21 protein-coding genes and 1 pseudogene are annotated in these 21,707 nt (G+C 67.5%); 14 read left to right on the forward strand and 8 right to left on the reverse strand.

What is annotated here, in order from left to right; all coding sequences use genetic code 11:
* Positions 1–59 precede the first annotated feature (59 nt).
* A complete protein-coding gene (locus tag OXM57_08300) occupies positions 60–767 on the forward strand; it encodes a ribonuclease HII (protein ID MDE0352679.1) in 708 nt (235 codons plus the stop codon).
* A 64-nt stretch (positions 768–831) separates the two neighbouring features.
* On the opposite strand, the gene OXM57_08305 is transcribed toward OXM57_08300, so the two are convergent.
* Complete coding sequence (locus tag OXM57_08305; GenBank protein ID MDE0352680.1) at positions 832–1,626, reverse strand: alpha/beta hydrolase; 795 nt, start codon at positions 1,624–1,626, stop codon at positions 832–834.
* Positions 1,627–1,632: 6 nt separating this feature from the next.
* Complete coding sequence (locus OXM57_08310; GenBank protein MDE0352681.1) at positions 1,633–2,925, reverse strand: O-acetylhomoserine aminocarboxypropyltransferase; 1,293 nt, start codon at positions 2,923–2,925, stop codon at positions 1,633–1,635.
* A gap of 94 nt (positions 2,926–3,019) precedes the next feature.
* Here OXM57_08310 and OXM57_08315 point away from each other — a divergent pair, with 94 nt between their 5' ends.
* Positions 3,020–3,703, forward strand: a complete 684-nt coding sequence (locus tag OXM57_08315) for an enoyl-CoA hydratase/isomerase family protein (GenBank protein ID MDE0352682.1) — start codon at positions 3,020–3,022, stop codon at positions 3,701–3,703.
* A 39-nt stretch (positions 3,704–3,742) separates the two neighbouring features.
* Here OXM57_08315 and OXM57_08320 read toward each other — a convergent pair whose 3' ends face one another.
* Both OXM57_08320 and OXM57_08325 read right to left on the reverse strand, forming a co-directional pair.
* Positions 3,743–5,500 (reverse strand): acyl-CoA dehydrogenase, encoded by a 1,758-nt coding sequence (locus OXM57_08320; GenBank protein MDE0352683.1) that lies wholly within the window; start codon positions 5,498–5,500, stop codon positions 3,743–3,745.
* A gap of 369 nt (positions 5,501–5,869) precedes the next feature.
* Positions 5,870–7,021: a PLP-dependent aspartate aminotransferase family protein gene (locus tag OXM57_08325; protein MDE0352684.1), complete on the reverse strand. Its 1,152-nt coding sequence runs from the start codon at positions 7,019–7,021 to the stop codon at positions 5,870–5,872.
* A 79-nt stretch (positions 7,022–7,100) separates the two neighbouring features.
* Here OXM57_08325 and OXM57_08330 point away from each other — a divergent pair, with 79 nt between their 5' ends.
* Complete coding sequence (locus OXM57_08330; GenBank protein ID MDE0352685.1) at positions 7,101–8,108, forward strand: proline racemase family protein; 1,008 nt, start codon at positions 7,101–7,103, stop codon at positions 8,106–8,108.
* A gap of 20 nt (positions 8,109–8,128) precedes the next feature.
* On the opposite strand, the gene OXM57_08335 is transcribed toward OXM57_08330, so the two are convergent.
* Both OXM57_08335 and msrA read right to left on the reverse strand, forming a co-directional pair.
* Positions 8,129–8,602 (reverse strand): FABP family protein, encoded by a 474-nt coding sequence (locus OXM57_08335; protein ID MDE0352686.1) that lies wholly within the window; start codon positions 8,600–8,602, stop codon positions 8,129–8,131.
* Positions 8,599–9,243, reverse strand: a complete 645-nt coding sequence (gene msrA, locus OXM57_08340) for a peptide-methionine (S)-S-oxide reductase MsrA (protein ID MDE0352687.1) — start codon at positions 9,241–9,243, stop codon at positions 8,599–8,601. Before msrA ends, OXM57_08335 begins: the two co-directional genes overlap by 4 nt.
* 141 nt (positions 9,244–9,384) lie before the next feature.
* Here msrA and OXM57_08345 point away from each other — a divergent pair, with 141 nt between their 5' ends.
* Both OXM57_08345 and OXM57_08350 read left to right on the forward strand, forming a co-directional pair.
* Positions 9,385–10,230, forward strand: coding sequence for an LLM class F420-dependent oxidoreductase (locus OXM57_08345; protein MDE0352688.1), 846 nt, complete (start codon positions 9,385–9,387; stop codon positions 10,228–10,230).
* A 202-nt stretch (positions 10,231–10,432) separates the two neighbouring features.
* Complete coding sequence (locus OXM57_08350; GenBank protein ID MDE0352689.1) at positions 10,433–10,708, forward strand: hypothetical protein; 276 nt, start codon at positions 10,433–10,435, stop codon at positions 10,706–10,708.
* A gap of 11 nt (positions 10,709–10,719) precedes the next feature.
* Here the strand turns inward: OXM57_08350 and OXM57_08355 are convergent, their stop codons facing one another.
* The gene (locus OXM57_08355) at positions 10,720–11,223 is read right to left on the reverse strand and encodes a hypothetical protein (GenBank protein MDE0352690.1); all 504 of its coding nucleotides are present in this window, start codon (positions 11,221–11,223) and stop codon (positions 10,720–10,722) included.
* 332 nt (positions 11,224–11,555) lie between these two features.
* Between OXM57_08355 and OXM57_08360 the strand changes: the two genes are divergently transcribed.
* A complete protein-coding gene (locus OXM57_08360; protein ID MDE0352691.1) occupies positions 11,556–13,085 on the forward strand; it encodes an ATP-dependent DNA ligase in 1,530 nt (509 codons plus the stop codon).
* On the opposite strand, the gene OXM57_08365 is transcribed toward OXM57_08360, so the two are convergent.
* Entirely contained in the window at positions 13,082–14,374 is a 1,293-nt protein-coding gene (locus OXM57_08365) for a hypothetical protein (protein MDE0352692.1), read from the reverse strand. The two genes, OXM57_08360 and OXM57_08365, sit on opposite strands and share 4 nt — an antisense overlap.
* Before the next feature lie 76 nt (positions 14,375–14,450).
* Between OXM57_08365 and OXM57_08370 the strand changes: the two genes are divergently transcribed.
* The 8 genes and pseudogenes from OXM57_08370 (at position 14,451) to gcvPB (ending at position 21,641) form a co-directional block, all read left to right on the forward strand.
* On the forward strand, positions 14,451–15,335 hold the full coding sequence (locus OXM57_08370) for a fructose bisphosphate aldolase (GenBank protein MDE0352693.1): 885 nt from the start codon (positions 14,451–14,453) through the stop codon (positions 15,333–15,335).
* Between the two features lie 30 nt (positions 15,336–15,365).
* Positions 15,366–16,586, forward strand: a complete 1,221-nt coding sequence (locus OXM57_08375; GenBank protein ID MDE0352694.1) for a CoA transferase — start codon at positions 15,366–15,368, stop codon at positions 16,584–16,586.
* 37 nt (positions 16,587–16,623) lie between these two features.
* A complete protein-coding gene (locus OXM57_08380) occupies positions 16,624–16,869 on the forward strand; it encodes a hypothetical protein (GenBank protein MDE0352695.1) in 246 nt (81 codons plus the stop codon).
* A 15-nt stretch (positions 16,870–16,884) separates the two neighbouring features.
* A pseudogene (locus OXM57_08385) lies at positions 16,885–17,106 on the forward strand (isoprenylcysteine carboxyl methyltransferase).
* A 168-nt stretch (positions 17,107–17,274) separates the two neighbouring features.
* The gene (gene gcvT, locus OXM57_08390) at positions 17,275–18,390 is read left to right on the forward strand and encodes a glycine cleavage system aminomethyltransferase GcvT (protein ID MDE0352696.1); all 1,116 of its coding nucleotides are present in this window, start codon (positions 17,275–17,277) and stop codon (positions 18,388–18,390) included.
* Positions 18,390–18,794, forward strand: a complete 405-nt coding sequence (gene gcvH / locus OXM57_08395) for a glycine cleavage system protein GcvH (protein MDE0352697.1) — start codon at positions 18,390–18,392, stop codon at positions 18,792–18,794. Before gcvT ends, gcvH begins: the two co-directional genes overlap by 1 nt.
* Before the next feature lie 7 nt (positions 18,795–18,801).
* Complete coding sequence (gcvPA, locus tag OXM57_08400) at positions 18,802–20,166, forward strand: aminomethyl-transferring glycine dehydrogenase subunit GcvPA (protein MDE0352698.1); 1,365 nt, start codon at positions 18,802–18,804, stop codon at positions 20,164–20,166.
* Positions 20,163–21,641: an aminomethyl-transferring glycine dehydrogenase subunit GcvPB gene (gene gcvPB / locus OXM57_08405; GenBank protein MDE0352699.1), complete on the forward strand. Its 1,479-nt coding sequence runs from the start codon at positions 20,163–20,165 to the stop codon at positions 21,639–21,641. The genes gcvPA and gcvPB overlap by 4 nt, the downstream gene beginning before the upstream one ends.
* Positions 21,642–21,707 lie beyond the last annotated feature (66 nt).

The following is a 21,707-nucleotide window of genomic DNA, read 5'->3' on the forward strand; positions in this document are numbered from 1 at the left end:
GATGCCGCGAGACGCGGTGAAGGGCCGGTCCGGCGGCGGGAGGCTTGTAGTCTGAACCGATGGCCAACACCGTTCCCAAGCTCCGACCGGTTCTTAAGAAGCGGGTCCCCAATCTTCGGGTCGAGAGGCGGCTCTGGGAGGTGGGACACGAGGTGGTCGTGGGTGTGGACGAGGTCGGAAGGGGTGCCTGGGCGGGTCCCTTGACGGTTGGAGCAGCCGTGATCCCGAAGGACCGGCGCATCTACAAGCTACGCGACTCCAAGATGCTCACCGAAACCGAGCGGGAGGCCTTGTTCGATCGCGTGGCCGGCTGGTGTGTCCGGTGGTCGACCGGCCACGCCGACCACCAGGAGTGTGATCGGCTGGGCATGTCGGAAGCCCAACGCCTGGCCGCCCGCCGCGCGCTCGACGGGTTGGGTCTGACCCCCGACCGCATCCTGGTCGACGGTCGCTGGGACTTCGTGGGTGGGGCGAGAACCATCAGGCTGGTCCGGGGGGATGCGACCTCCCTTTCCATATCGGCCGCCTCGATCCTCGCCAAGGTGACGCGGGACCGGATGATGCGCAGCCTCGCGGCCCACTATCCGAACTACGGCTTCGAGAGCAACAAGGGCTACCCATGCCCGACCCACAAGGCCGCCCTGCAGGCATGGGGTCCGTCCGCCATCCACCGCCGGAGCTGGGTGTTCATGGACCACATGCCCTGGACAGGGATCCCACGTTACGTCAGACCGGACCCCCAAGGCGTGCTTTTCGACGCCGGCTGACACACCTTGTCCCTCAGGTAGAAGGTCGTAGCAGGCGGCGGAAGCCGGACCTTTATCGAGAACCTCAGCCTGGCAGGAAACCGGCGATGGCGTCTATCACCTGGTCGGGTTGCTCGACCATCATGATATGGCCCGCGCCTTCGATGGTGACTTCCTGTAGGACGACCAATCGTTCCCGGAGAGGCGCCGCCGCCCGGGACGGCGTCATGATGTCCAGCGAGCCGCGGATGAGAAGGGCCGGGCACCGGACACGGTCAGCGGCCTCGGCGCCGCGGGCGTAGTCATTGCAGGCGCGGAGGTCCGAAGCCAGGACCCCGGCGGGTGCCCGCTCCCACAGCCGGATGGTGCCGCCCATCATCCACAAGCCGGGCGTCTGGTGGCCGCCTAGGTGGAAGGGTTTGCCGTGACCCCAGGAGGACAACAACTCGTATGCCAGGTGCTGTCCCTGCTCGGAGGCGGCCAGCAGACCGGGATGAACCCGGATGGCAGCTGCGCCGCCGCACATGGTGAGCGTGGAAACTCGATGGGGATGGCGCGCCGCCGCTTCGAGGGCGATCAGCGCGCCCATCGAATGACCCACCAGGTGGGCCTCGCCGAATCCCGCGGCATCCACCAACTCCGCCGCCCAGTCGGCATAGTCCTCGATGGCGCCGAGCGCCGGGCCGTCAGAGGAGCCGTGACCGGGAAGGTCCACTGCCAGGACCGAGAAGCCGTGGTGCGCGAAATAGCGAGTCTGGAGCTGCCAGGTGGTCTTGTCCAGTGCCGCTCCGTGGATGAACACGAGGAGCGGCGACTCCCGGTCGAGGTCCCGACCGCCGGTGGTGGCGGAGACTCTGGAGCCCCGGACGGCCAGTTCCACGCCGACCTACCGCTGGGAGGCTCGCAGGGCGGCAGCCAGGTCGTCCAAGAGGTCGTCCGGATCCTCCAGGCCCACCGAGAGCCGGATCAGGTCCTCTCCGACCCCGGCCGTGGCCAACTGGTCGGCACTCATGGTCGAATGGGTGGTCGATGCCGGGTGGATCACCAGTGACTTGGCATCTCCGACGTTCGCCAGGTGCGAGAAGATGCGGAGGCGCTCGATGAACCGTCGGCCGGCCTCCCGCCCACCCTTGATGCCGAAGGCCAGAATGGCGCCGCACCCGTCAGGCATCAACCGGGCCGCCCGAGCGTGGTCGGGGTGCTCGGGCAGGTCGGGGTGGGTGATCCAGGCCACCTCGTCCCGTCCGGTGAGGAAGTCCAGCACCACACGGGTGTTGGCGACGTGTCTCTGCATCCGGATAGTCAGGGTCTCCATGCCCTGGAGGATGTAGAAGGCGTTCTGCGGGGCCAGGGGCGCGCCGAAGTCCCGCAGGCCTTCCACCCGCCCGCGGATGATGAAGGCCTGCGTTCCGAACTCCTCGGTGAACCGGAGGCCGTGGTAGCTGGGATAGGGCTCCGTGAGGGTCGGGAACTTGCCCGAGGCCTCCCAGTCGAACCGTCCGCTGTCGACCAGCGCTCCGCCCACGGCCAGCCCGTGCCCACCGATGAACTTGGTCACGGAGTGATAGGAAATGTCGACGCCCCACTCGAAGGGACGGAACAGGTAGGGAGTGGCAAACGTGTTGTCGAGCATGAAGGGCACCCGGGCCTCGTGCGCGATGGCTGCCACTGCCTCCACATCCATGATCTCCAGGCCCGGGTTGCCCAGCGTCTCGCCGTACACCAGCCGGGTCTCGGGGCGTATCGCGTCCCGGAATCCGTCGGTGTCCCGCGGATCCACGAACGTGGTCCGGATCCCGAAGCGGGGGAGGGTGGTGGCCAGCAGGTTGTTGGATCCTCCGTACAGGGATGAGGAGGAGGCGATGTGGTCGCCGGCGCCCATGAGGGTGGCGATGGCCAGGAACAGAGCGGACATGCCCGAGGCGGTGGCAATCGCCCCGACCCCACCCTCGAGCGCCGCCAGCCTCTCCTCCAGGGCGGCCACGGTCGGGTTCGAGATCCGGCTGTAGATGTGGCCCTGCCGTTCCAGATTGAACAGGCCGGCCGCATGCTCTACATCGCGGAACACGTAGGAGGTGGTTTGATAAATTGGGATGGCGCGGGCGCCATGGTCGGAATCGGGATGATGCCCGGCGTGCACGCTCAGCGTGTCGAAGTTCAATAGTTTGGGATCAACCACCGGCTCTCCTATCCGGGGAACAGAGCCTAACGCTGCCGGCCCGCCGGTCGGAAGGTGGGCAGGGTGGTCTCGGGCAGGAGGTGTCAGGAGCCGCATGGACGAAGTATCGATCAGCTATAGCGGCGATTTCCAGGCCACGATCACCATCGAGCGGCCTGACACCCTGAACTCCCTGGCGGTGTCCACGCTGACCGAACTGGCCAGGGCGGCGGCGGAGGTGTCGGCCCGGGGGGACTCGCTCAAGGTGGTGCTGCTGCGGGGTAGGGGCCGGGCGTTCTCTTCGGGACTCGACCTGCGCATGCTGGAGCCGGACTGCGGATTCCCGGTCCGGGCGATCGTCCACGGCGGCCAGACCGTCATGGACGCGTTCGACGCCATCCCTGCGGTCACCGTGGCCGTCCTGAGGGGGGCGGTCGTGGGGGGTGGCGTGGTGCTGGCGTCGGCTTGCGATCTGCGGGTCGCCGCCGAGGACACCTACTTCGCCCTTCCGGAGGTCGACCTGGGAGTCCCGGTTCGCTGGGGCGGTGCTGCCCGGTTGGTTCGCGAGCTGGGGCCCTCCCTGGCCCGGGAATTGGCGATGACCTGCCGTCCCTTCACCGCTCAGGAGGCCAAGGCAGCCGGATTCCTGACCAGGGTGGTCCCTCCCGGAGAACTCGACGAAGCAGTCCGGGAGCTGGTGGAGACCTTGTGCGACAAGCCGGTTCAACCACTCCAGGCCGTGAAGCGGAGCATCGCCGAAGCGGTAGAGATCATGACGCCCTCCCGCTCCGGGTTCTGAGCCGCGTCGTGGACACCGCACCCGCTGGTCAGGTCCGGATCAAAGGTCGGCGGCACCGATGTCGAACAGGATCTCGTCCCCACCGGTAGCGGCGCCGTGAAGGGCCGTGCTGAGCGGTAGCAGTTGTTCGACATAGAAGCGGCAGGTGGCCTGCTTCCGGCGGTCTCCCGCGGCGACTGCGGCCGCGCCGGCCTCCGCCATCAACGCTCCCGCCGCCACACCCCCGAACATGAGGCAGTAGGGGCTGGCGCCGGCCAGCACCCGGTTGGGCCGGTCGCTCTCGGCGAGCAGCCGGCCGGTGGCATCCTCGAGTCCGGAGAGAGCCGCGGCGAGGCTGTCCGCCGCGCCATCCCACCCGACTTCGCGCAGGGAGGTCACGGAAGGCCACAACGACCGGATGTACGACCCGACGAGCCGGCCGCCGTCGATGGGTAGTTTGCGCGTCACCAGGTCGATGGCCTGGATGCCGTTGGTTCCCTCGTAGATCGGGGTGATGCGGGCGTCCCGCCAGTGCTGGGCGGCGCCGGTCTCCTCGATGTAGCCCATACCCCCGTGTACCTGGATCCCGATCGAGGCCACCTCCACACCGATCTCGGTGCACCACGACTTGACGATGGGGGTGAGGAGAGCCAGGCACTCGGCGTGGCGGCGGCGCTGATCCTCGTCCGGCGCGGCATGGGCCAGGTCCTGGTGCATGGCCGCTCGGTAGATCAGGGATCGCATGGCCTCCGTGTAGGACCGCATGGTCATCAGCATGCGGCGCACGTCAGGGTGGTCGATGATCGGCGACATCGGCTCGGTGGCGCCTACCGCACGTCCTTGCCGCCGCTCTCTGGCGTAGGCGGCCGCCTGCTGGTAGGCCCGCTCCGCCACGGCCATGCCTTGGATGCCCACCGATACCCGGGCGGTGTTCATCATCGTGAACATGTTCCGCATGCCTTCATCGGGGCCTCCCAGGAGGTAGCCGACCGCGCCGCCCCGGTCCTCGCCGTAGACCATCACACAGGTAGGGGTGGCCTTGATGCCCAGCTTGTGCTCCAGAGACACCACTTTGACATCGTTGCGCTCGCCCGGTTCGCCGCTCGCGTCCGGCAGCAACTTGGGCACGATGAACATGGAGACGCCCTTGGTGCCGGGCGGGGACCCGGCGATGCGGGCGAGTACCAGATGGATGACGTTGCTCGCCATGTCGTGGTCGCCGTAGGTGATGAAGATCTTGGTGCCGGCCAATCGGTACGTGCCGTCCCCGGCAGGATGGGCCCTGGTGTCCAGGGCGCCCACATCGGATCCGGCATGAGGCTCGGTGAGGTTCATCGTCGCCGACCACTCGCCGGTGATCAGCTTGGGCAGGTATAGGTCTCTCTGCTCATCGGTCCCGTGGGCGGCGAGAGCGGTGATGGCGCTGGAGGTCAGCAGCGGACCGGTGCTGAACGACAGGCATGCAGAGGTGAAGAGCTCCTCGACGGCCACTCCCAGGATGCGGGGCATGTCGGCGCCACCCCACCGGGCCGGTGCGCCGATCGTTCCCCATCCGGCGTTGACGTAGGCCTTGTAGGCTTCCTGGAAACCAGGTGGGGTGACCACCTGGCCGTCCTCGATCGTAGACCCCTCCATGTCCCCAATCCGGTTGAGGGGCGCCACCAGGTCTTGGACGAAGCGGGCGCACTCTTCGAGCAGCGAGCCCACCACGTCCGGCTCGGCGTGCCGGAAGGGTTCGAGGCCGAGGACGTGATCGAGGCCGGCGATGTGTTCGAGGGCGAAGCGGACATCTCGGAGCGGGGCCACGTAGCCGGACATGGACCGCGATTCTAGGTCCGCACGAGCGGCTTTCGTCCGGTGTCCATCGGCCGAGGAGAGCGCGGGATCCGGTTCGAAGGCACCAGAATTTTTTCGCGTTCCGGCAAGAGGGGGTTGAATCCGTCCCACCTCCGCCGTACGTTGCCCACTGCCAAGCACTGACAACCGGTACATGAACTACGCCATTGGCTTTGCCGGTCCGAGGGAACATACGAGCTTCATGGAGCGAAGGCCGATTCCCGGCAATCACCCGGGTTTGGTCGACCACGCTCCAAGCAGCAACGGCGGTGGTGGCGGGGGAGGGCCCGGTGCGGAGCACCGGTTTTTCGCGTTCTCGGTTTATGGGCCGTTGCTGGTGAGGTGGCCGGGTTAAAGCCGCTCCAGCCCTTGGGCAAGGTCCTCGATCAGGTCCTCTACGTCCTCGAGGCCGACGGAGATGCGCACCAGCCCGTCGGTTATGCCGACCCGGCGACGCTCCGCCTTCTCCACATCTGCGTGCGTCATGGTGACCGGATGGGTGATCAGCGACTCCACCGACCCCAGGTTCTCGGCCAGGGTCCACACCCGGACCGATCCCATCAACGACTTGGCGGCCTCCACGCCGCCCTCGACCTCGAACCATCCCATGGCGCCGTACCCGGATGCTTGCTCGGTGGCCAGTTCGTGCTGGGGGAACGAGGCGAGCCCCGGGTAGGAGACGTAGGTCACCTTGGGGTGGCCCTCCAGGAACTCGGCTACGGCCATGGCATTGGCCGACTGGCGGTCCATGCGCTCGCTGAGGGTCTTGCTCCCTTGGAGCGTCAGCCAGGCCACCATGGGCGACATGATGAGGCCGGCGGCGTTCTGCACGAAAGCCACCGACTCCAGCAGAGCCTCCGTCCGGCACACCACCGCTCCGCCCACGGTGGCGTTGTGACCGTCGAAGTACTTGGTCGTGGAGTGCACCACCAGGTCGGCGCCGAGTTCGAGCGGGCGCTGGAAATAGGGGGTCAGGAAGGTGTTGTCCACCGCGTGGGGAATACCCATCGAGGCGGCGATCTCGGAGACCCCGGCGATATCCGTGTACTTGAGGGTCGGGTTGGCGGGTGTCTCGGTGAAGACGAGCCTGGTCCGCTCGTTGACCGCGGCCCTCACCGCATCGAGATCGGATGTGTCGGCGAAGGTGAAGTCCACCCCGAATCGGGCGAACACCTTGGTGGCGAGGCGGTAGGTGCCCCCGTAGGCGACATCGCTGACCACGGCGTGATCCCCGGCGTTGAGGAGCGCCATGAAGACGGCGTTGGTGGCGGCCATACCGGTCGAGAACGCCGCTGCGCCGATCCCGCCCTCCAGCTTGGCGATTCGCGCCTGAAGGGCCGTGACGGTGGGGTTGGCTGAGCGGGAGTACGAGTAGCCCGTGGCCATGTAGTCGTCCACGGACGGTTGCACGAAGGTGGTCGACTGGTGGATGGGCGTGAGGATGGCGCCACTGGACGGGTCAGGCGTCACGCCGGCATGTATCTGGTCTGTTCTGAACCCCATCGGCCTCCTAGGACGGTTGACAGGTTACCCCGACGTGCGGGATAGCCCGGCCGCGGGCGGGTACCATCGCCCATCCGGGATGATCAACAGGGCACACACGATCACGACCACCGAGATGCATACCGGCGGGGAGCCGGTCCGGATCGTGGAGTCCGGGTACCCGCCCATCCCTGGGGCCACCATCCTGGACAAGCGCCGCTACGTCCGTGCGGAACTCGATCACCTGCGCACGGCTCTCATGCACGAACCGCGTGGCCACTTCGACATGTACGGGGTGATTCCGGTGGAGCCCGACCTTCCTGATGCCGACCTCGCGGTGCTGTTCATGCACAACGCGGGTTACTCCACCATGTGCGGGCATGCCGTCATAGCGCTGGGAAGGTATGCGGTGGACAGGGGACTGGTTCCGAAGGTGGCGCCCGAGACCAGGATGGTGATCCAGTGCCCCTGCGGGCCGGTGGCGGTCCGCGTCGAGGTGGACGGGGCCAATGCCGGAGCGGTCGGTTTCGAGAGTGTGCCCGCGTTCGCCCACTCCCTCGATCTTAAAGTAGATGTAGAAGGTTATGGTGCGGTGTTGTGCGACGTCGCGTACGGGGGCGCCTTCTACGCCGTGGCCGACGCCGGCCGGTTCGGGCTGGAGGTGCCGGGGTCCCCGGTCTCGGAACTGGTCAGGGCCGCCGACGCACTGTCCGGAGCGGTGCGGGAAAGTGTCGAACTCGCCCATCCCGATGCCGGCGACCTGGGTTTTCTCTACGGTTCTGTCCTGACCGACGGACGGGATCGTGGACCTGTCTCGGCCAACGTCTGCGTCTTCGCCGATTCTCAGGTGGATCGGAGCCCGACCGGGTCCGGAGTGACTGCCCGGATGGCCCTCGGCCACGCTCGCGGGCAGGTACGTCCCGGGGAGGAGCGTGTTTTCGAGAGCGTCACCGGAGCGACCATGACCGGCCGTGTGGTGGCGGAGGGCATGGTCGGCGACCTGCCGGCGGTCACGGTGGAGGTAAGCGGAAGGGCCTTCTATACGGGCGCGGCGTCGTTCGTCTTGGAGCCGGACGACCCCTTCCGGCACGGCTTCCTGGTTCGGTAGCGGTCGGTCCCAGACCCGGCCTAGACCCGGGTGAGTTCGGCTTCGAGATGAACTTGAAGGGGTTGGCCGACCGCGGCCATCCACACCCGGTACCGCATGGTGTCTCCCACCACCCTGATGCGACGCTCCACCCGGGACACCTCGACCGCGGTCGAGCTCAGCCTGACGTCCTTGGACCGGAAGTGCACCTGGCGGCCATCGATCTCCCCGGTGTGGACCTCGACGATCCCGGTCGGTTGGGCGACTACCAACTCGGCGCCGTCCGGACCCCCGGGCCGGATATAGCCCGACTCGGAGTGGAGCGGTTCGCCTGCTGCTCCGGCTCGCCTGGTCCTTTGCCGGTAGGCGATGAACGGCTTGCCGGGCCCCGGGGTGTATACGGCCTCCTCGAGGTACTCGAAGGGTTCGATGGTGGGGTACCGGCCGTTGCCTCCACCTCGCCATGTCCCGACCAGGAAGGCCAGCGAGTCCAGGTCGGGATGCGCTCGGCTCACCGAGGCGCGGGTACCCGGCAGGACACTCCGGTTCCCTTCAGGCCGCAGTAGCCGTTGGGAATCTTCGCCAGGTACTGCTGGTGGTAGTCCTCGGCGTGGTAGAAGGGGGGCGCCGACCGGATCTCGGTGGTTACCGGCCCGAAGCCCCGATCGGCCAGGTCCCGCTCGTAGGCCTCCTTGGTCTGGGAGGCCAGCTCGCGCTGGGCGTCGGATGTCCAGTAGATCGCCGACCGGTACTGCGTGCCCCGATCGTTTCCCTGGCGCATGCCCTGAGTCGGGTCGTGTTCCTCCCAGAACCGCTTCAACAGCTCTCCGTACGAGACGGCCTGCGGATCGAACACCACTATCACCGCTTCGGTGTGGCCCGTGTATCCGCTGCAGACCTCCCGGTAGGTCGGATTCGGGGTGAACCCACCCTGGTAACCGGCGGCGGTCGTGAACACCCCGGGAATCTGCCAGTAGATGCGTTCGACCCCCCAGAAGCACCCCATGCCGAAGTAGGCGATCTCCATGCCGTCCGGAAACGGCGGAACGATGGTTCGACCGTGCACGAAATGGGGGCGTGGCTCGAGGACCGGGGCATCCCGGCCCGGCAGAGCCGACTCCGCCGAGGTCATCAGGTTCTTGGAAGTCCGGAACATCAACCCCACCCTCGTCGCATACCGGAATCCTACCTGCGGGCCGTTGCTAGCCTGCACGCCCGGAGCCCTCATCGGGCACCTGCTGATCCAGACCCTCCTGCCACGTGGTCCGGGATCGGAATCGACTTGGAGGTGTGCACGGTGCGCGTCGGGGTGAATATATTCCTTACCGACTACTCGATCCAGCCCGTTCAGATGGGGGAGGAGTTGGAGGCTCGGGGGTACGAGTCGCTGTGGGTTGCGGAGCACAGCCATATCCCGACCAGCCGGGCCACCCCCTGGGGCGGGCGGAAGAATGCTCCGCCGTTGCCTGAGGAGTACTGGCACACCCATGACTCGTTCGTGGCGCTGGCTGCGATCGCTGCTACCACCGATCGGCTGAAGATCGGCACCGGCATCGCCCTGGTGGCGCAACGGGATCCGATCTGGCTGGCCAAGGAGGTGGCGTCGCTGGACATCATCTCCGAAGGACGCTTCGAGTTCGGGATCGGATTCGGCTGGAACCGCGAGGAGATGGCTAGCCACGCCATCGATGCTCGTACTAGGCACAGGCTGGTCCGGGAGAAGGTCGCGCTGATGAAGGCTCTGTGGACCCAGGACCGGGTCTCCTACCACGGAGAGATGATCAGCCTGGAGGAGAGTTGGGCGTGGCCCAAGCCCTACCAGAAGCCGCATCCCCCTATCGTCATGGGAAGCGGAGGTGGCCCCATGGCGCTGGCTGCGGTGGCCGAGTACTGCGACGGCTGGATGCCTGTGCACCCGCAGAACCTGGCCGGGGACATCGCCACGTTGCACGGGCTGCTGGAGAAGGCCGGGAGGGATCCGTCGGAAGTGGAGATCGGCGTCTACGGCTCGCAGCCGGACCCTGAGCTATGGAAGGGGTACGAAGCCTTGGGGGTGTCCCGGGTGACCATCTTCCTGCCCCCCGCGCCCGCTGACATCGTCGTGCCGCTCCTCGACCAGCATCGTCATCTGATCGACAACTAGCCCCGCTCCAACCGGCCGCAGGTCGGCTGCGCCTGGTTCCGGCCCGGAGCGGCGGTAATTGAGGGAAGAGCCATCGGTTTCGGGAGCTTGCTCGGTGAGCTTGGGGGGTTCCATCGGGAGAGCTACGGTCCCATGGCCAATAGGCTGCCGCCGGGGTGAGTACGATGTCGCGACTGCAAGCGAGCAGGGTGAGGATGCGTAGGTGAGTTACCAGGGTTACGTGCGGGTCATCGGCGAGGGTGGGAACATCCTGGATGTGGCCGAGGCGTCGCTGGGTCCCATCGACCATCCGGGCCACCGCTGGGGTGGCATCATGACCGTGTGGAGTGGGGGAGCGCTCGACGGCAAGACCATGATGGTCGATCTGGAGGTACCCGGTTCCTTCCGGGCGTCCGCGCTGATACTCCCGGGCCCGGTGTCGGGCAAGCAGCGCCAGTTGTCGGTGCTGGGTAGCGGGGACTCGCCCTTCGCCAGCTGAGCCTGGTCGACTTAGGGCAGGATCCAGGCCTCCGAGCCGTCGCCCGAAGCCGCCGCGGCCAGGTTGCGGACGCTGTTGATCACTGCTCCGAGAAGGGCGAGGACGAGGGCGGCGTTGATGACCAGGACCGGGAGGATCGGCAACGTACTCGTCAGGTTGGGAACCACGGTGGCGGCCGTGTAGAGGATGACCAGCGTGGACCAGGTCATGATCGCGGAGACGATGAAGAAGACCGGTTTGGAGGCTCCCTCGGATCCACCGATCCCCTTGTAGATCAGCGGCGCCAGCACCGACAGTATGCCGAAGCCGGCCAGCGTGTTGGCCTGCGCCCCCAGCCCGAACAGCACCAGCACCAGGGCCAGCACGACCGCGATGCTTGAAGACCAGCTTCCGGAGAAGGACCACTTCAGCGGGCCGACAGTGCCCGACCATCCGTCCCGGGAATCACGGACGGCGGCATAGGCGATCAGGAGTGCCACCAAGCCGATGGCGATGATCATCGATTGCGGGTTCATGTGCGCCTCCCGTTCACTCTGGCCGGCCCGCCAGGAAGGATGTTCATCTATCTCCGGCCGCGGGCCTGGTGTTATGTCCCTTGGGAATAGGACTCTATGTTAAGCCCGGGCGTTTCTCCACCAGTGGTCTGTCTGTGAAACAACGTGGTGTGTTCTGGCGGTCATCGGCGTCCCGTCGCTGCGTTCCGCTTCCTCAACGTACCGCTGCGGGTACGCCTTCGTCAGCGGGCCTTGCGAGGAACACCGCTGCCGACGCCATACCACACCGCCATTCCACAGACAGACCACTAGATTCTGCTGCGGGCCGGCCGTGGAGCGATCGGAGGCGCAGGTTGAGACTTGCCGAGGTGGTTGCTACGTCGCGGAAGATCGCGGGCACGAGGGCGCGCCGCGCCAAGGTGGCGGGACTGGCCGATCTCCTGGCCCGGGCGGAGCCGGACGAGATACGGATCCTGGTCGGTTTCCTCTCCGGCAGGCCGCGGCAGGGACGGGTGGGCGTAGGCCCGGCCGCGCTGTGGACTTCGAAGGTCGATCCCGCGCCGGAACCGATCCTCGACATCGTGGAGGTCGATCAGGTGATCGGCGCTATCCCGCGGATCAGGGGCTCCGGTTCCCAGGCTCGCCGTACCGACCTGCTCGAGTCCCTGCTCGGTAGGGCCACCTCCGACGAGCAGGACTACCTGAGGCGGCTGCTGACCGGAGAGCTCCGGCACGGCGCGCTCGAGGGCCTGATGATGGACGCGGTGGCGGTGGCGTCGGGCATCGATGCGGCGGTGGTGAGGCGGGCCGCCATGCTCGGAGGTGACCTCGGATCGATCGCCGTTCCGGCCCTCACGGAGGGAGAGGAGGCTCTGCGGACCATGCGCATCGTTCCGTTGCGGCCGGTCCGGCCCATGCTCGCCTCGACCTCCGGATCGGCCGCGGATGCGATGGAATCGTCCGGCCGGGCGTCGGTGGAGTGGAAGCTCGACGGCGTCCGCATCCAGGCGCACCGGGCCGGTTCGCAGGTGGCCGTCTTCAGCCGGCGGCTCAACGACGTCACCGATCGGCTGCCGCTGGTGGCCGAGGTGGTGTCCGGCCTTCCCGTCTCGAGCGTGGTGCTCGACGGTGAGGTACTGGCCCATGATGTCGAGGGCCGGCCGGAGCGTTTCGAGCAGATCATGAGCCACTTCGGCACCCATGAGGAAGGCGACAGGAAGCCGCTGTACCCGTACTTCTTCGACATCCTGCATCTCGACGGCGAGGACCTGATCGACCTCCCCCTCGGCCGGCGCATCGCCGTGCTCGACGGCTTGGTCCCTCCCGGGTGCCTGGTTCCCAGGCTGGTCACCGACCGGGTCGCGGAAGCCGAGGCCGCCTTGTCGGAGGCCCGCCGGAGCCGCCACGAGGGGATCATGGTCAAGGCGATCGGCTCGACCTACCGGGCGGGCCGGAGGGGATCGGCCTGGCTCAAGGTCAAGCCGGCCTATCACCTGGACCTGGTGGTGCTGGCCGCCGAATGGGGCCATGGTCGCCGGACCGGGCGGCTCTCCAACCTTCACCTGGGCGCCCGGGACGCCGAGAGCGACGGGTTCGTGATGGTAGGCAAGACCTTCAAGGGCCTGACCGATGCGATGCTGGCCTGGCAGACCGAGCGGTTTCTCGAGATCGCGGTCCGCCGGGAACGCCATGTCGTGTTCGTCCAGCCTGAGGTGGTGGTGGAGGTGGCTTTCGACGGGGTCCAGTCGAGCCCGGTGTATCCGGGCGGCGTAGCCCTCCGTTTCGCCCGAGTCAAGCAGTACCGGCCCGACAAGCCGCCCGAGCAGGCCGACACCATTCAGCAAATCCAGCGGATATTCGAGGAACGCGGAAGGCGGAGCTAACGATGGATGCCGTAGGGGTCCGTATCGGCGGGCTCGGCCATCGAGATCAGCAGGGCGCTCACCAGGACCACCTGGGCCAGTAGCGCGGCGCATCCGGCCAGGATCAGCCCGAGCGTGGCGGGGATGCGCACCAGTACGGGTATGACGGCTCCCACTACCCAGGCGAGCTGGAAGAGGGTCTCCGAGTAGGTGAAGGTCCGGCCCCGTTCCTCGGGTCTGACGCTGGCATGGAGCAGCCCGTCGTACCCGAACTTGGCCGTTCCCCAGGCGAGCCCGGCGAAGAACGCCACGGCCGCCGCCGACCACACGCCGAATACGTGGGCGCTGATGAACGCCGCGGCCGCCTCCAGGGCCAGGGCCGCCACCACCATGGGTTCCTCGCGAAGGCGCCGAGCCAGGAACTGCGCCAGCAGCGATGCCACGCCGAATCCGGCGCCGGCGGCGAGTAGCAGGCTGCCGAATCCCACTATCCCCGCCTCGTTGTCCCGGAACACGAAGGCCACCAGGAGGAGGAGGTAGCCGTTCAGTAGGCGGACGATGGCGGTGGCTATGCGGGCGTGGCGGACCGCCCGCCGGGAGGCGGGGGAGCGGGCGGCATGGACCGCTGCCGCGCCCGGTTCCCGGGCGGCCGGGCGGAGGTCTACCCGCAGACCCAGAGCGGTCACGCCCGACCAGGCGAAGAGGCAGGCTGCCAGCACCAGGGCCGCCTCGTTGCCCAACAGATTGATGGCGCCCAACCCGATCGGGAGGACGGCGCCGCCGGCGAGGATTCCGAGCCGGGCAAGGCGGGCGTTGGCCTCCACCAGATCGGCCGGGTCGGGTAGCGCGGTGGGCAGGATCGAGCTGCGGCTGATCCCGTAGATCCGGGACAACACCAGGATCCCGAACACCATCGACAGCATCACGAGGTCGGTTTCCGCTCGCATCATGGCGACCACCAGCACCACCCGCCCCAACGATCCGAAGGCCAGGCCGGCCCGGTGGCTGCGAGGTAAACGGTGGACCAGCGAGCCGAGGAGGGGTCCGATCACGGCGAATGGGGCCAGGGTGAGGAGCAGGAACGCGACCACGTTGCCGCGAGCCTCGGTGGTGGGGACCGAGAAGAACAGCGTGTCGGCGAGGGCCAGGGCTACGAGGGCGTCTCCGGTCACGTTGGTGGCGTGGGAGATGGCCAGCCGCCGGAAGGCCCAGCCGTGTCGTGAGAACTGCCCCTCGATCTTGCGGCCCACGGCCCGGGTGGCGCGGGAGATCTTCGAGGGCGACCGGGGCGGCGGATGGCGGGTGCTCATACCATTAACGTAGCGAGCGCGGGCGGATCGTCCCCGCCCCGTGCAGGCTCAGGAGTCGACAATCTGGAACGAGAATATGAACTTAAACCAGTTGCAGAAGGTTAAGGAAGAGAGAGGGTTCATCGCCGCGCTGGACCAGAGCGGGGGTAGCTCGCCCAAGGCGCTGGCGAGGTACGGGGTACCGGAGGACGCCTACTCGACCACCGACGAGATGTTCGATCTGATCCACGACATGCGAACCCGGGTCATCACCAGCCCCGGTTTCGAGGGGAGCCGGGTCTTCGGTGCCATCCTGTTCGCCGACACGATGCGCCGCCGGATCGACGGTGTTCCCACGGCCCGCTACCTGTGGCGGGAGAGGGGCGTGGTGCCCTTCCTGAAGGTGGACGAGGGTTTGGAAGGGGAGCGGCACGGCGTCCAGCTCATGAAGCCGATGACCGGCCTGGACGACCTGCTGGACGAAGGTCAGGAGAACGCAGTCTTCGGCACCAAGATGCGCTCGGTCATCAAGCTCGCGGATAGGGAAGGCATCGAGGCCAACGTGGAGCAGCAGTTCGAGGTGGGGGAGCGGATTCTGGAGGCCGGAATGATCCCGATCCTTGAGCCCGAGGTGGACATCGACAGCCCGGAGAAGGCCGAAGCCGAGGACCTGCTGCTCGAGGCCATCGTGGCCCGGCTGGGCAGGCTGGGGAACTCGGGCGTGATGCTCAAGCTGACCCTCCCGAGCCAGGACGATCTGTACCTGGGTCTGGTCGAGCATCCCAACGTGGTCCGGGTGGCGGCCCTTTCCGGGGGCTACGCCCACGTGGAGGCGTGCGAGCGCCTGGCGCGGCAGCGCGGCATGGTGGCGAGCTTCAGCCGGGCCCTCCTGGAGGGCTTGATGGTGGACCAGTCGCAGGAGGAGTTCGATGCGGTACTGGGCCGGCTGGTGCACAACGTGTTCGAAGCTTCGGCTACGTGACCCTATGGACTCCAGCTAGATGCGCGGGACATGAAGCCGCTGGCCGGCGTACGCGTCGTGGAGTTGGCCAACTGGATCGCCGCGCCCGCCGCAGGTGCGGTCCTGGCCGATCTGGGCGCCGATGTCATCAAGGTGGAGCCCCCGACCGGTGATCCGGTACGCGGCTTTCTCCGTTCTCCCGAGGTCGGCGGTTCTGCCGCCGAGGTGGATTATCCGTTCACGGTGAGCAATCGGGGCAAGCGGTCCGTGACGCTGGCGGTCAACACCGAGGCGGGCCGGGAGGCGTTGCTGGAGCTAGCAGGGTTCGCCGACGTGTTCCTTACCAACATGCTCAACTTCCGGCTGGTGAGGTACGGCCTGGAACCGTCTGATCTACTGGCGGTCAACCCGAGGTTGGTGGTGGCTCGGGTGAGCGGGTACGGGAGCCGGGGTCCCGAGGCGCACCGGCCCGGCTTCGACATGACCGCCTTCTTCGCCCGCGGCGGCATGATCGACGCCATGACGCCGCCCGACGGGGACGCTCCCAAGCCGCCTACGGGACCGGGTGACCACGCCACAGCCATGGCGATGGTGGCGGCGATACTGCTGGGTCTCCGGACCGCCGAGCGGACCGGCCGCGGCCAGGTGGTCGACACCAGCCTCCTTTCAATGGGGATCTGGACCATGGCCAGCATGCTGGCCGCCACCCTGGTGGACGGGCGGGACCGTGAGCACCGGTCGAGATCGTCCGAGGTCACGGCCCTGAACAACCGCTACCGGACGTCGGACGATCGGTGGCTGTTCCTGACCATGCCCGGGGGTGCGATGTGGCGACCTCTCTGCCTGGCGCTGGGTGTCGAGGACATGGTCGAGGACGAGCGCTTCGCCGACGCGGACTCCCGCCGCGAGAACATGGATCTGGTGGTCGAGCGCCTCGATCGAGCGTTCGAGACCAGGACCCTGGCGGAGTGGGGTGGGATCCTCGACGAGGCGGGCCTGGTCTGGGGTCCGGCGTCGAGCCTGAGCGACGTGGCCTCGGACCGCCAAGCCGAAGTCCTGGGTCTCTTTCCCGAGATCGAGCACCCTGTCGCGGGTACGTTCCGCACGGTGGCGACGCCGTTCGAGATGGAGGGCGCCGACCTCCGCCCGACCGGTCCGGCCCCCGAGCCGGGTGAGCACACCGGTTCGGTACTGCGGGAGATGGGTTGGGACGATGCCCGCATCGAGGCGGCCCGCCTTCGAGGTGCCTTCGGTCGGCCTGCTCGAGGCTAAGGCCAGGAAGAACCCGGGCTAGAAGGGCGGTCGAAGCGTGAGGGTTCTGGCGAAGACAGCGGTGTTCACGGTGGTCGTACCCGGGACGTTCTCGACTCTCATCCCTCTCCTCATCGCATCGGATCGAGGCGCAACGGGGGGAGCAGCCTTCGTACTGGCTCTCTGCCTGCTCACGCTGGGGGCAGTCGTGTACCTGTGGTGCGGGTGGGACTTCGCAATGTCGGGAAAGGGAACGCCTGCACCGATCGACGCACCGACCCGACTCGTGACCCGGGGGTTCTAGCGTTACACCCGCAATCCCATGTACGTGGCGGTGCTGACCGTGATCGCGGGCTGGGCTGTCCTGTTCGCATCGCTGATCCTTGTGGCGTACGCCGTGGCGCTGTTCGCGGTCTTCTCGCTGTTCATACGGCGCTACGAAGAGCCGCGCCTCGCCCGGGAATTCGGCGAGGAGTACGCGGCGTACGTGGAACGGGTCGGCCGCTGGCTGCCGCGATGCCGGTGTTGGAAACGGACCTGAGCTGTGGTGACCTATCTGGACAAGCCTGCCAGGCGCTCGCGACACCGCGCCGGTTTAGGCCGGTCGCCGCAGGGGTCGTGCGGCTCTCCTGCGGCGTGTGTGATGCAAGTCTCGGTTTGCCTGAGAGCTTGAGGCTGAGGCAGGGATGGGCAGGGCTAGGATCAGGGTGTGACAGCAGAAGGCGTTTCCGGCGCCGGACGCAGGCTCAAACAGCTAGCCCTGCGGGACCGGCACGAAGCCCTAGGCGCCCGCTTCGCACCCTTCGCCGGCTGGGAGATGCCGCTCCAGTACCAGGGGATAGTCGGCGAGCACCATGCCGTGCGCGAAGGGGTCGGCGTCTTCGATGTATCTCATCTGGGTCGGGCCCTGGTGCAGGGTTCGCAGGCAGGCCCACTGCTCAGGTCGGTCACCACGTTCGATGTGACCAGGCTGGTGCCGGGCAAGGCCCACTACTCGCTCTACTGCAACGAGGCCGGCGGCATCGATGATGACGTGTTCATCTACCGGCTGGCCGGTGAGCGATGGGCAGTCGTCCACAACGCTTCAAATGCCGACCAGGACTTCGACAGGCTCCGCTCCGTATTCGGCGAAGACGCCTCCGAGATCACTGCCGAGACAGCGATGCTCGCCGTACAGGGCCCGGACGCGATGTCGCTTCTCGGCAGCGTCCTCGGGGACGCCGTAGCAGGGCTCGAGATGCGGTCGTGCGTGGAACTCGACTGGGAGGGTGGGCAGGTGATGTTCGCCCGCACCGGTTATACGGGCGAGGACGGCGGCGAGTGCATTGTCGGGGTCGCGCACGCCGCGGCGCTTTGGGATGCCCTGATCGAGGGAGGGGCATCGCCCGCGGGTCTCGGGGCCCGGGATACGCTGCGCCTGGAGGCCGCGCTGCCCCTTTACGGCAACGATCTTGACGCGGCGACGAGCCCCTACGATGCCGGCTTGGGCTTCGCCGTGACCCTCGATGACGGGGCGCGCTTCACAGGGCGCGAAGCGCTGGCCGAGGCCCGGGACCGACCCCGGACGCGGCGCCTCGCCCACCTCGAGGCGCGCGGGCGCGGTGTGCTGCGGGCGGGCTATGCCGTACACGCTCAGGATGGCGGCGAGCCCGTGGCCCGGCTCACCAGCGGAAGTTTCAGCCCGAGCTTGCGTCTCGGCATCGGCATGGCCTACCTTCCCGTGAAGCTTGCGAAGACCGGCACCCGGTTCGATGTCGACGTACGCGGCCGTATGCTCCCGGTCGAAGTCGTGCGCCGCCCGTTCTACCGAAAGTCGAGGGAGTGATGAAGGCCGATTACGAGATTCCCGACAACCTTCTCTACACGGAGGAGCACGAGTGGCTGCGCCGTGACGAGGAGAATCCGGACCAGGCCACGATCGGCATCACGGACTTCGCCCAGGACAATGTAGGAGACGTGGTGTACCTGGACCTTCCCCCCGAGGGAGACAGCGTCTCCGCCGGTGAGACCTGCGGCGAGATCGAATCTGCCAAGACCGTCTCCGACCTCTACGCCCCGGTGGATGGCGTCGTGGTCGCCACCAACGGGGACCTCGAAGACCAGCCGGAGTTGGTTAACGACTCCCCCTACGGAGACGGCTGGATGATCCGTGTCCGCATGGCCGATGCGGCACAGCTCGAAGACCTGCTCGACGCCTCCGCCTACCGGGCGTTGATCGAGGAGCATTGAGACCCTGATGTCCTCACGGTCCTCGGGTTCACCGCATCCCTACATCCCGGCCACGGAGGCGGATCGGGCGCGGATGCTGGAGCGGATCGGCGCCCCCGACGTAGGCGCGTTGTTCGCCGACCTGCCCGCAGCGATGCGGGATCCGGCGATCTACCTCCCGCCCGCGCTACCGGAGCCGGAGTTGATCGCGTTGATGGAGGAACTCGCCGGCGCCAATGCTGACCCGTGGCGACCTGATTTCTTGGGCGCCGGAGCGTACCGGCGTTCCATCCCGGTTATCACGGCATTCCTGACCGGGCGTTCCGAGTTCGCCACCTCCTACACGCCGTACCAGCCGGAGATCAGCCAGGGAACCCTGCAGGCCGCGTTCGAGTACCAGTCGGTCGTGTGCGAACTGACCGGCATGGACGTCTCCAACGCCGGGCTCTACGACGTGGCCAGCGCCACCGCCGAAGCCTGCCTGATGGCGGCCCGAGTCACGAAGCGGAGGACGGTCGCACTGCTCGAGCCGATCCATCCCGGAACCGCCGAAGTGGTCCGCACGTACGCACGGGGCGCCGGGCTGGGCGTGGATGCTGTCCCGTCGCCGGATGCGATCGGTGAGGAGCACGCCTGCCTGGTAGCCCAGCAGCCGGATTTCCTCGGGACCATCGTGGACCTCGAACCGCTCGCCGATGCTGCCCATGCCGTAGGGGCGCTGTTCGTGGCGGTCGCCGATCCGTTCGCGCTGGGCCTGCTACGGGCGCCGGGCGATGCCGGCGCCGACATCGTGACCGGCGAGGGCCGTGATCTGGCCGGTCCTCCCAACTACGGCGGGCCGTCCCTCGGTTTGTTCGCGGCGCGCACCAAGTACTTGAGGCAGATGCCGGGTCGCATCGTCGGACGGACCAGAGAACTCGCAGATGGAAACGGCAGGGGAGAGGAGCGCACCGGATACGTGCTCACATTGCAGGCCCGCGAGCAGTTCATCCGGAGGGAGCGGGCCACGTCCAACGTGTCCACCGCTCAGGCCCTGATAGCGGTTGCCTTCACCATCACCGTCCAGGCGCTCGGCCCGAGCGGTATGCGTGACTCCGCCGTGCTCTGCTACCAGCGCGCCCACGACGCCGCTTCCCGGATAGCGGCGCTGCCCGGTTACGAGACACCCGAACGCGGGCCCTGGTTCCAGGAGTTCCTCGTCCGAGGGCCCATCCCCGCCCCTGACCTGGCCGCTCGGCTGGCCGAGCGCGGCATCGGAGCGGGTCTCGACGTATCGGCGCGGCCGGAGCCCGAGACACGCGATGCCCTGCTGTTCGCCGTGACGGAGGCGACTCCCGATGCGCACGTCGACGCGTTGATCGGGGCGCTGGCGGAGATAGGGGGAAAGGCGTGAGCGGCTCCGGACCTGGCGTAGCCGACTTCGGAGCGCGCCTGAGCTTCGATCGCGGAGAACCGGGCCGCCGAGCCGTCGATGTGCCCTCGTGGTCGGGAGAGGAGACTCCTCTGCCGGACGATCGCCTGCTGCGTGACTCCGTGCGGCTTCCCGAGCTCAGCCAGGGAGGGCTGGTGCGCTACTACACGGCCCTTTCGGCTCGGAACTACGGCATCGACTCGGGAACGTACCCGCTGGGCTCCTGCACCATGAAGTACAACCCGAAGGTCAACGACACGGTGGCGTCCCTTTTCGGGTTCGCACGAGCACATCCGCAGGCCCCGGCGGAGGACGTCCAGGGCACTCTGCGTATCCAATTGGAGTTGGGTAACGGTCTGGGAGAGCTCACCGGCCTTCCAAACGTCAGCTTCGCTCCCGCGGCGGGCGCGCACGGAGAGCTGGCGGGTATTTTCATGGTGGCTCGGGCCCTCGAGGAACGGGGAGAGCTCGGAACCCGTCGCCGCATCCTCGTTCCGGATTCGGCCCACGGCACCAACCCGGCAACCGCGGCGATGGCCGGATTCAAGGTCACGCAGATCCCGACCGGCGCCGATGGCTCGCTCGATCGGGCCACGATCGAGCGAGAGCTCGACGAGACCGTGGCGGCGGTCATGGTCACCGCGCCGAACACCCTCGGGTTATGGGAGCGCGGCATCGAGGAGGTCGCCCGACTCATCCACGACGCCGGTGGGTACCTGTACGGCGACGGAGCGAACTTCAACGCGATCATGGGCCGCGTGCGCTTCGGAGACCTGGGCTTCGATGTCGTCCACCTCAACCTCCACAAGAGCTTCAGCACCCCTCACGGTGGCGGAGGTCCGGGCGCCGGACCCGTATTGTGCTCCGAGGAGTTGGCTCCCTACCTGCCGACGCCGGTGGTGGAGGAAGGCGATGACGGTCTCGTGCGCCTGGTCGCGCCCGAGCGCAGCATCGGACGGCTCCAGCAATTCCAGGGCAACGCCGCCGTCCTGGTCCGGGCCTATGCGTACATGCGGGCGTTGGGGCTCGACGGCCTGCGCGCCGCCTCCGGCCAGGCCGTGCTCAACGCCAACTACGTGCGCGCCCTGCTCCATGGCCATTACGACCTGCCGTACGACCGTCCGGTGCTGCATGAGGTGGTTTTCTCCGGCTCCCGCCAGCGCCGGGAGCTCGGGGTGCGAACCTACGACATCGCCAAGCGCCTGATCGACCACGGTTTCCATCCGCCGACGGTCTACTTCCCGTTGATCGTCGAGGAGGCTCTGATGATCGAGCCCACCGAATCCGAGCCTCCCGAGGCGATCGAAGCGCTGGTCGAAGCCCTGATCTCGGTGGCGGAGGAAGCCGAGAGCGATCCCGACACGCTGCACCACGCGCCCTGGACCGCACCCATAGGCCGCCTGGACGAGGCCACCGCCGCCCGCCGCCCCGTACTCCGCTGGCAGGACGGCTCGTAGGATCCCATTTCAGGCTGTTCCAAAGTCAGACTTCGGAGCAGCCTTCCGCGAAGGCGGCGCTTCGCG

This window comes from bacterium, assembly GCA_028820935.1.
Taxonomy (GTDB): Bacteria; Actinomycetota; Acidimicrobiia; order Spongiisociales; family Spongiisociaceae; genus Spongiisocius.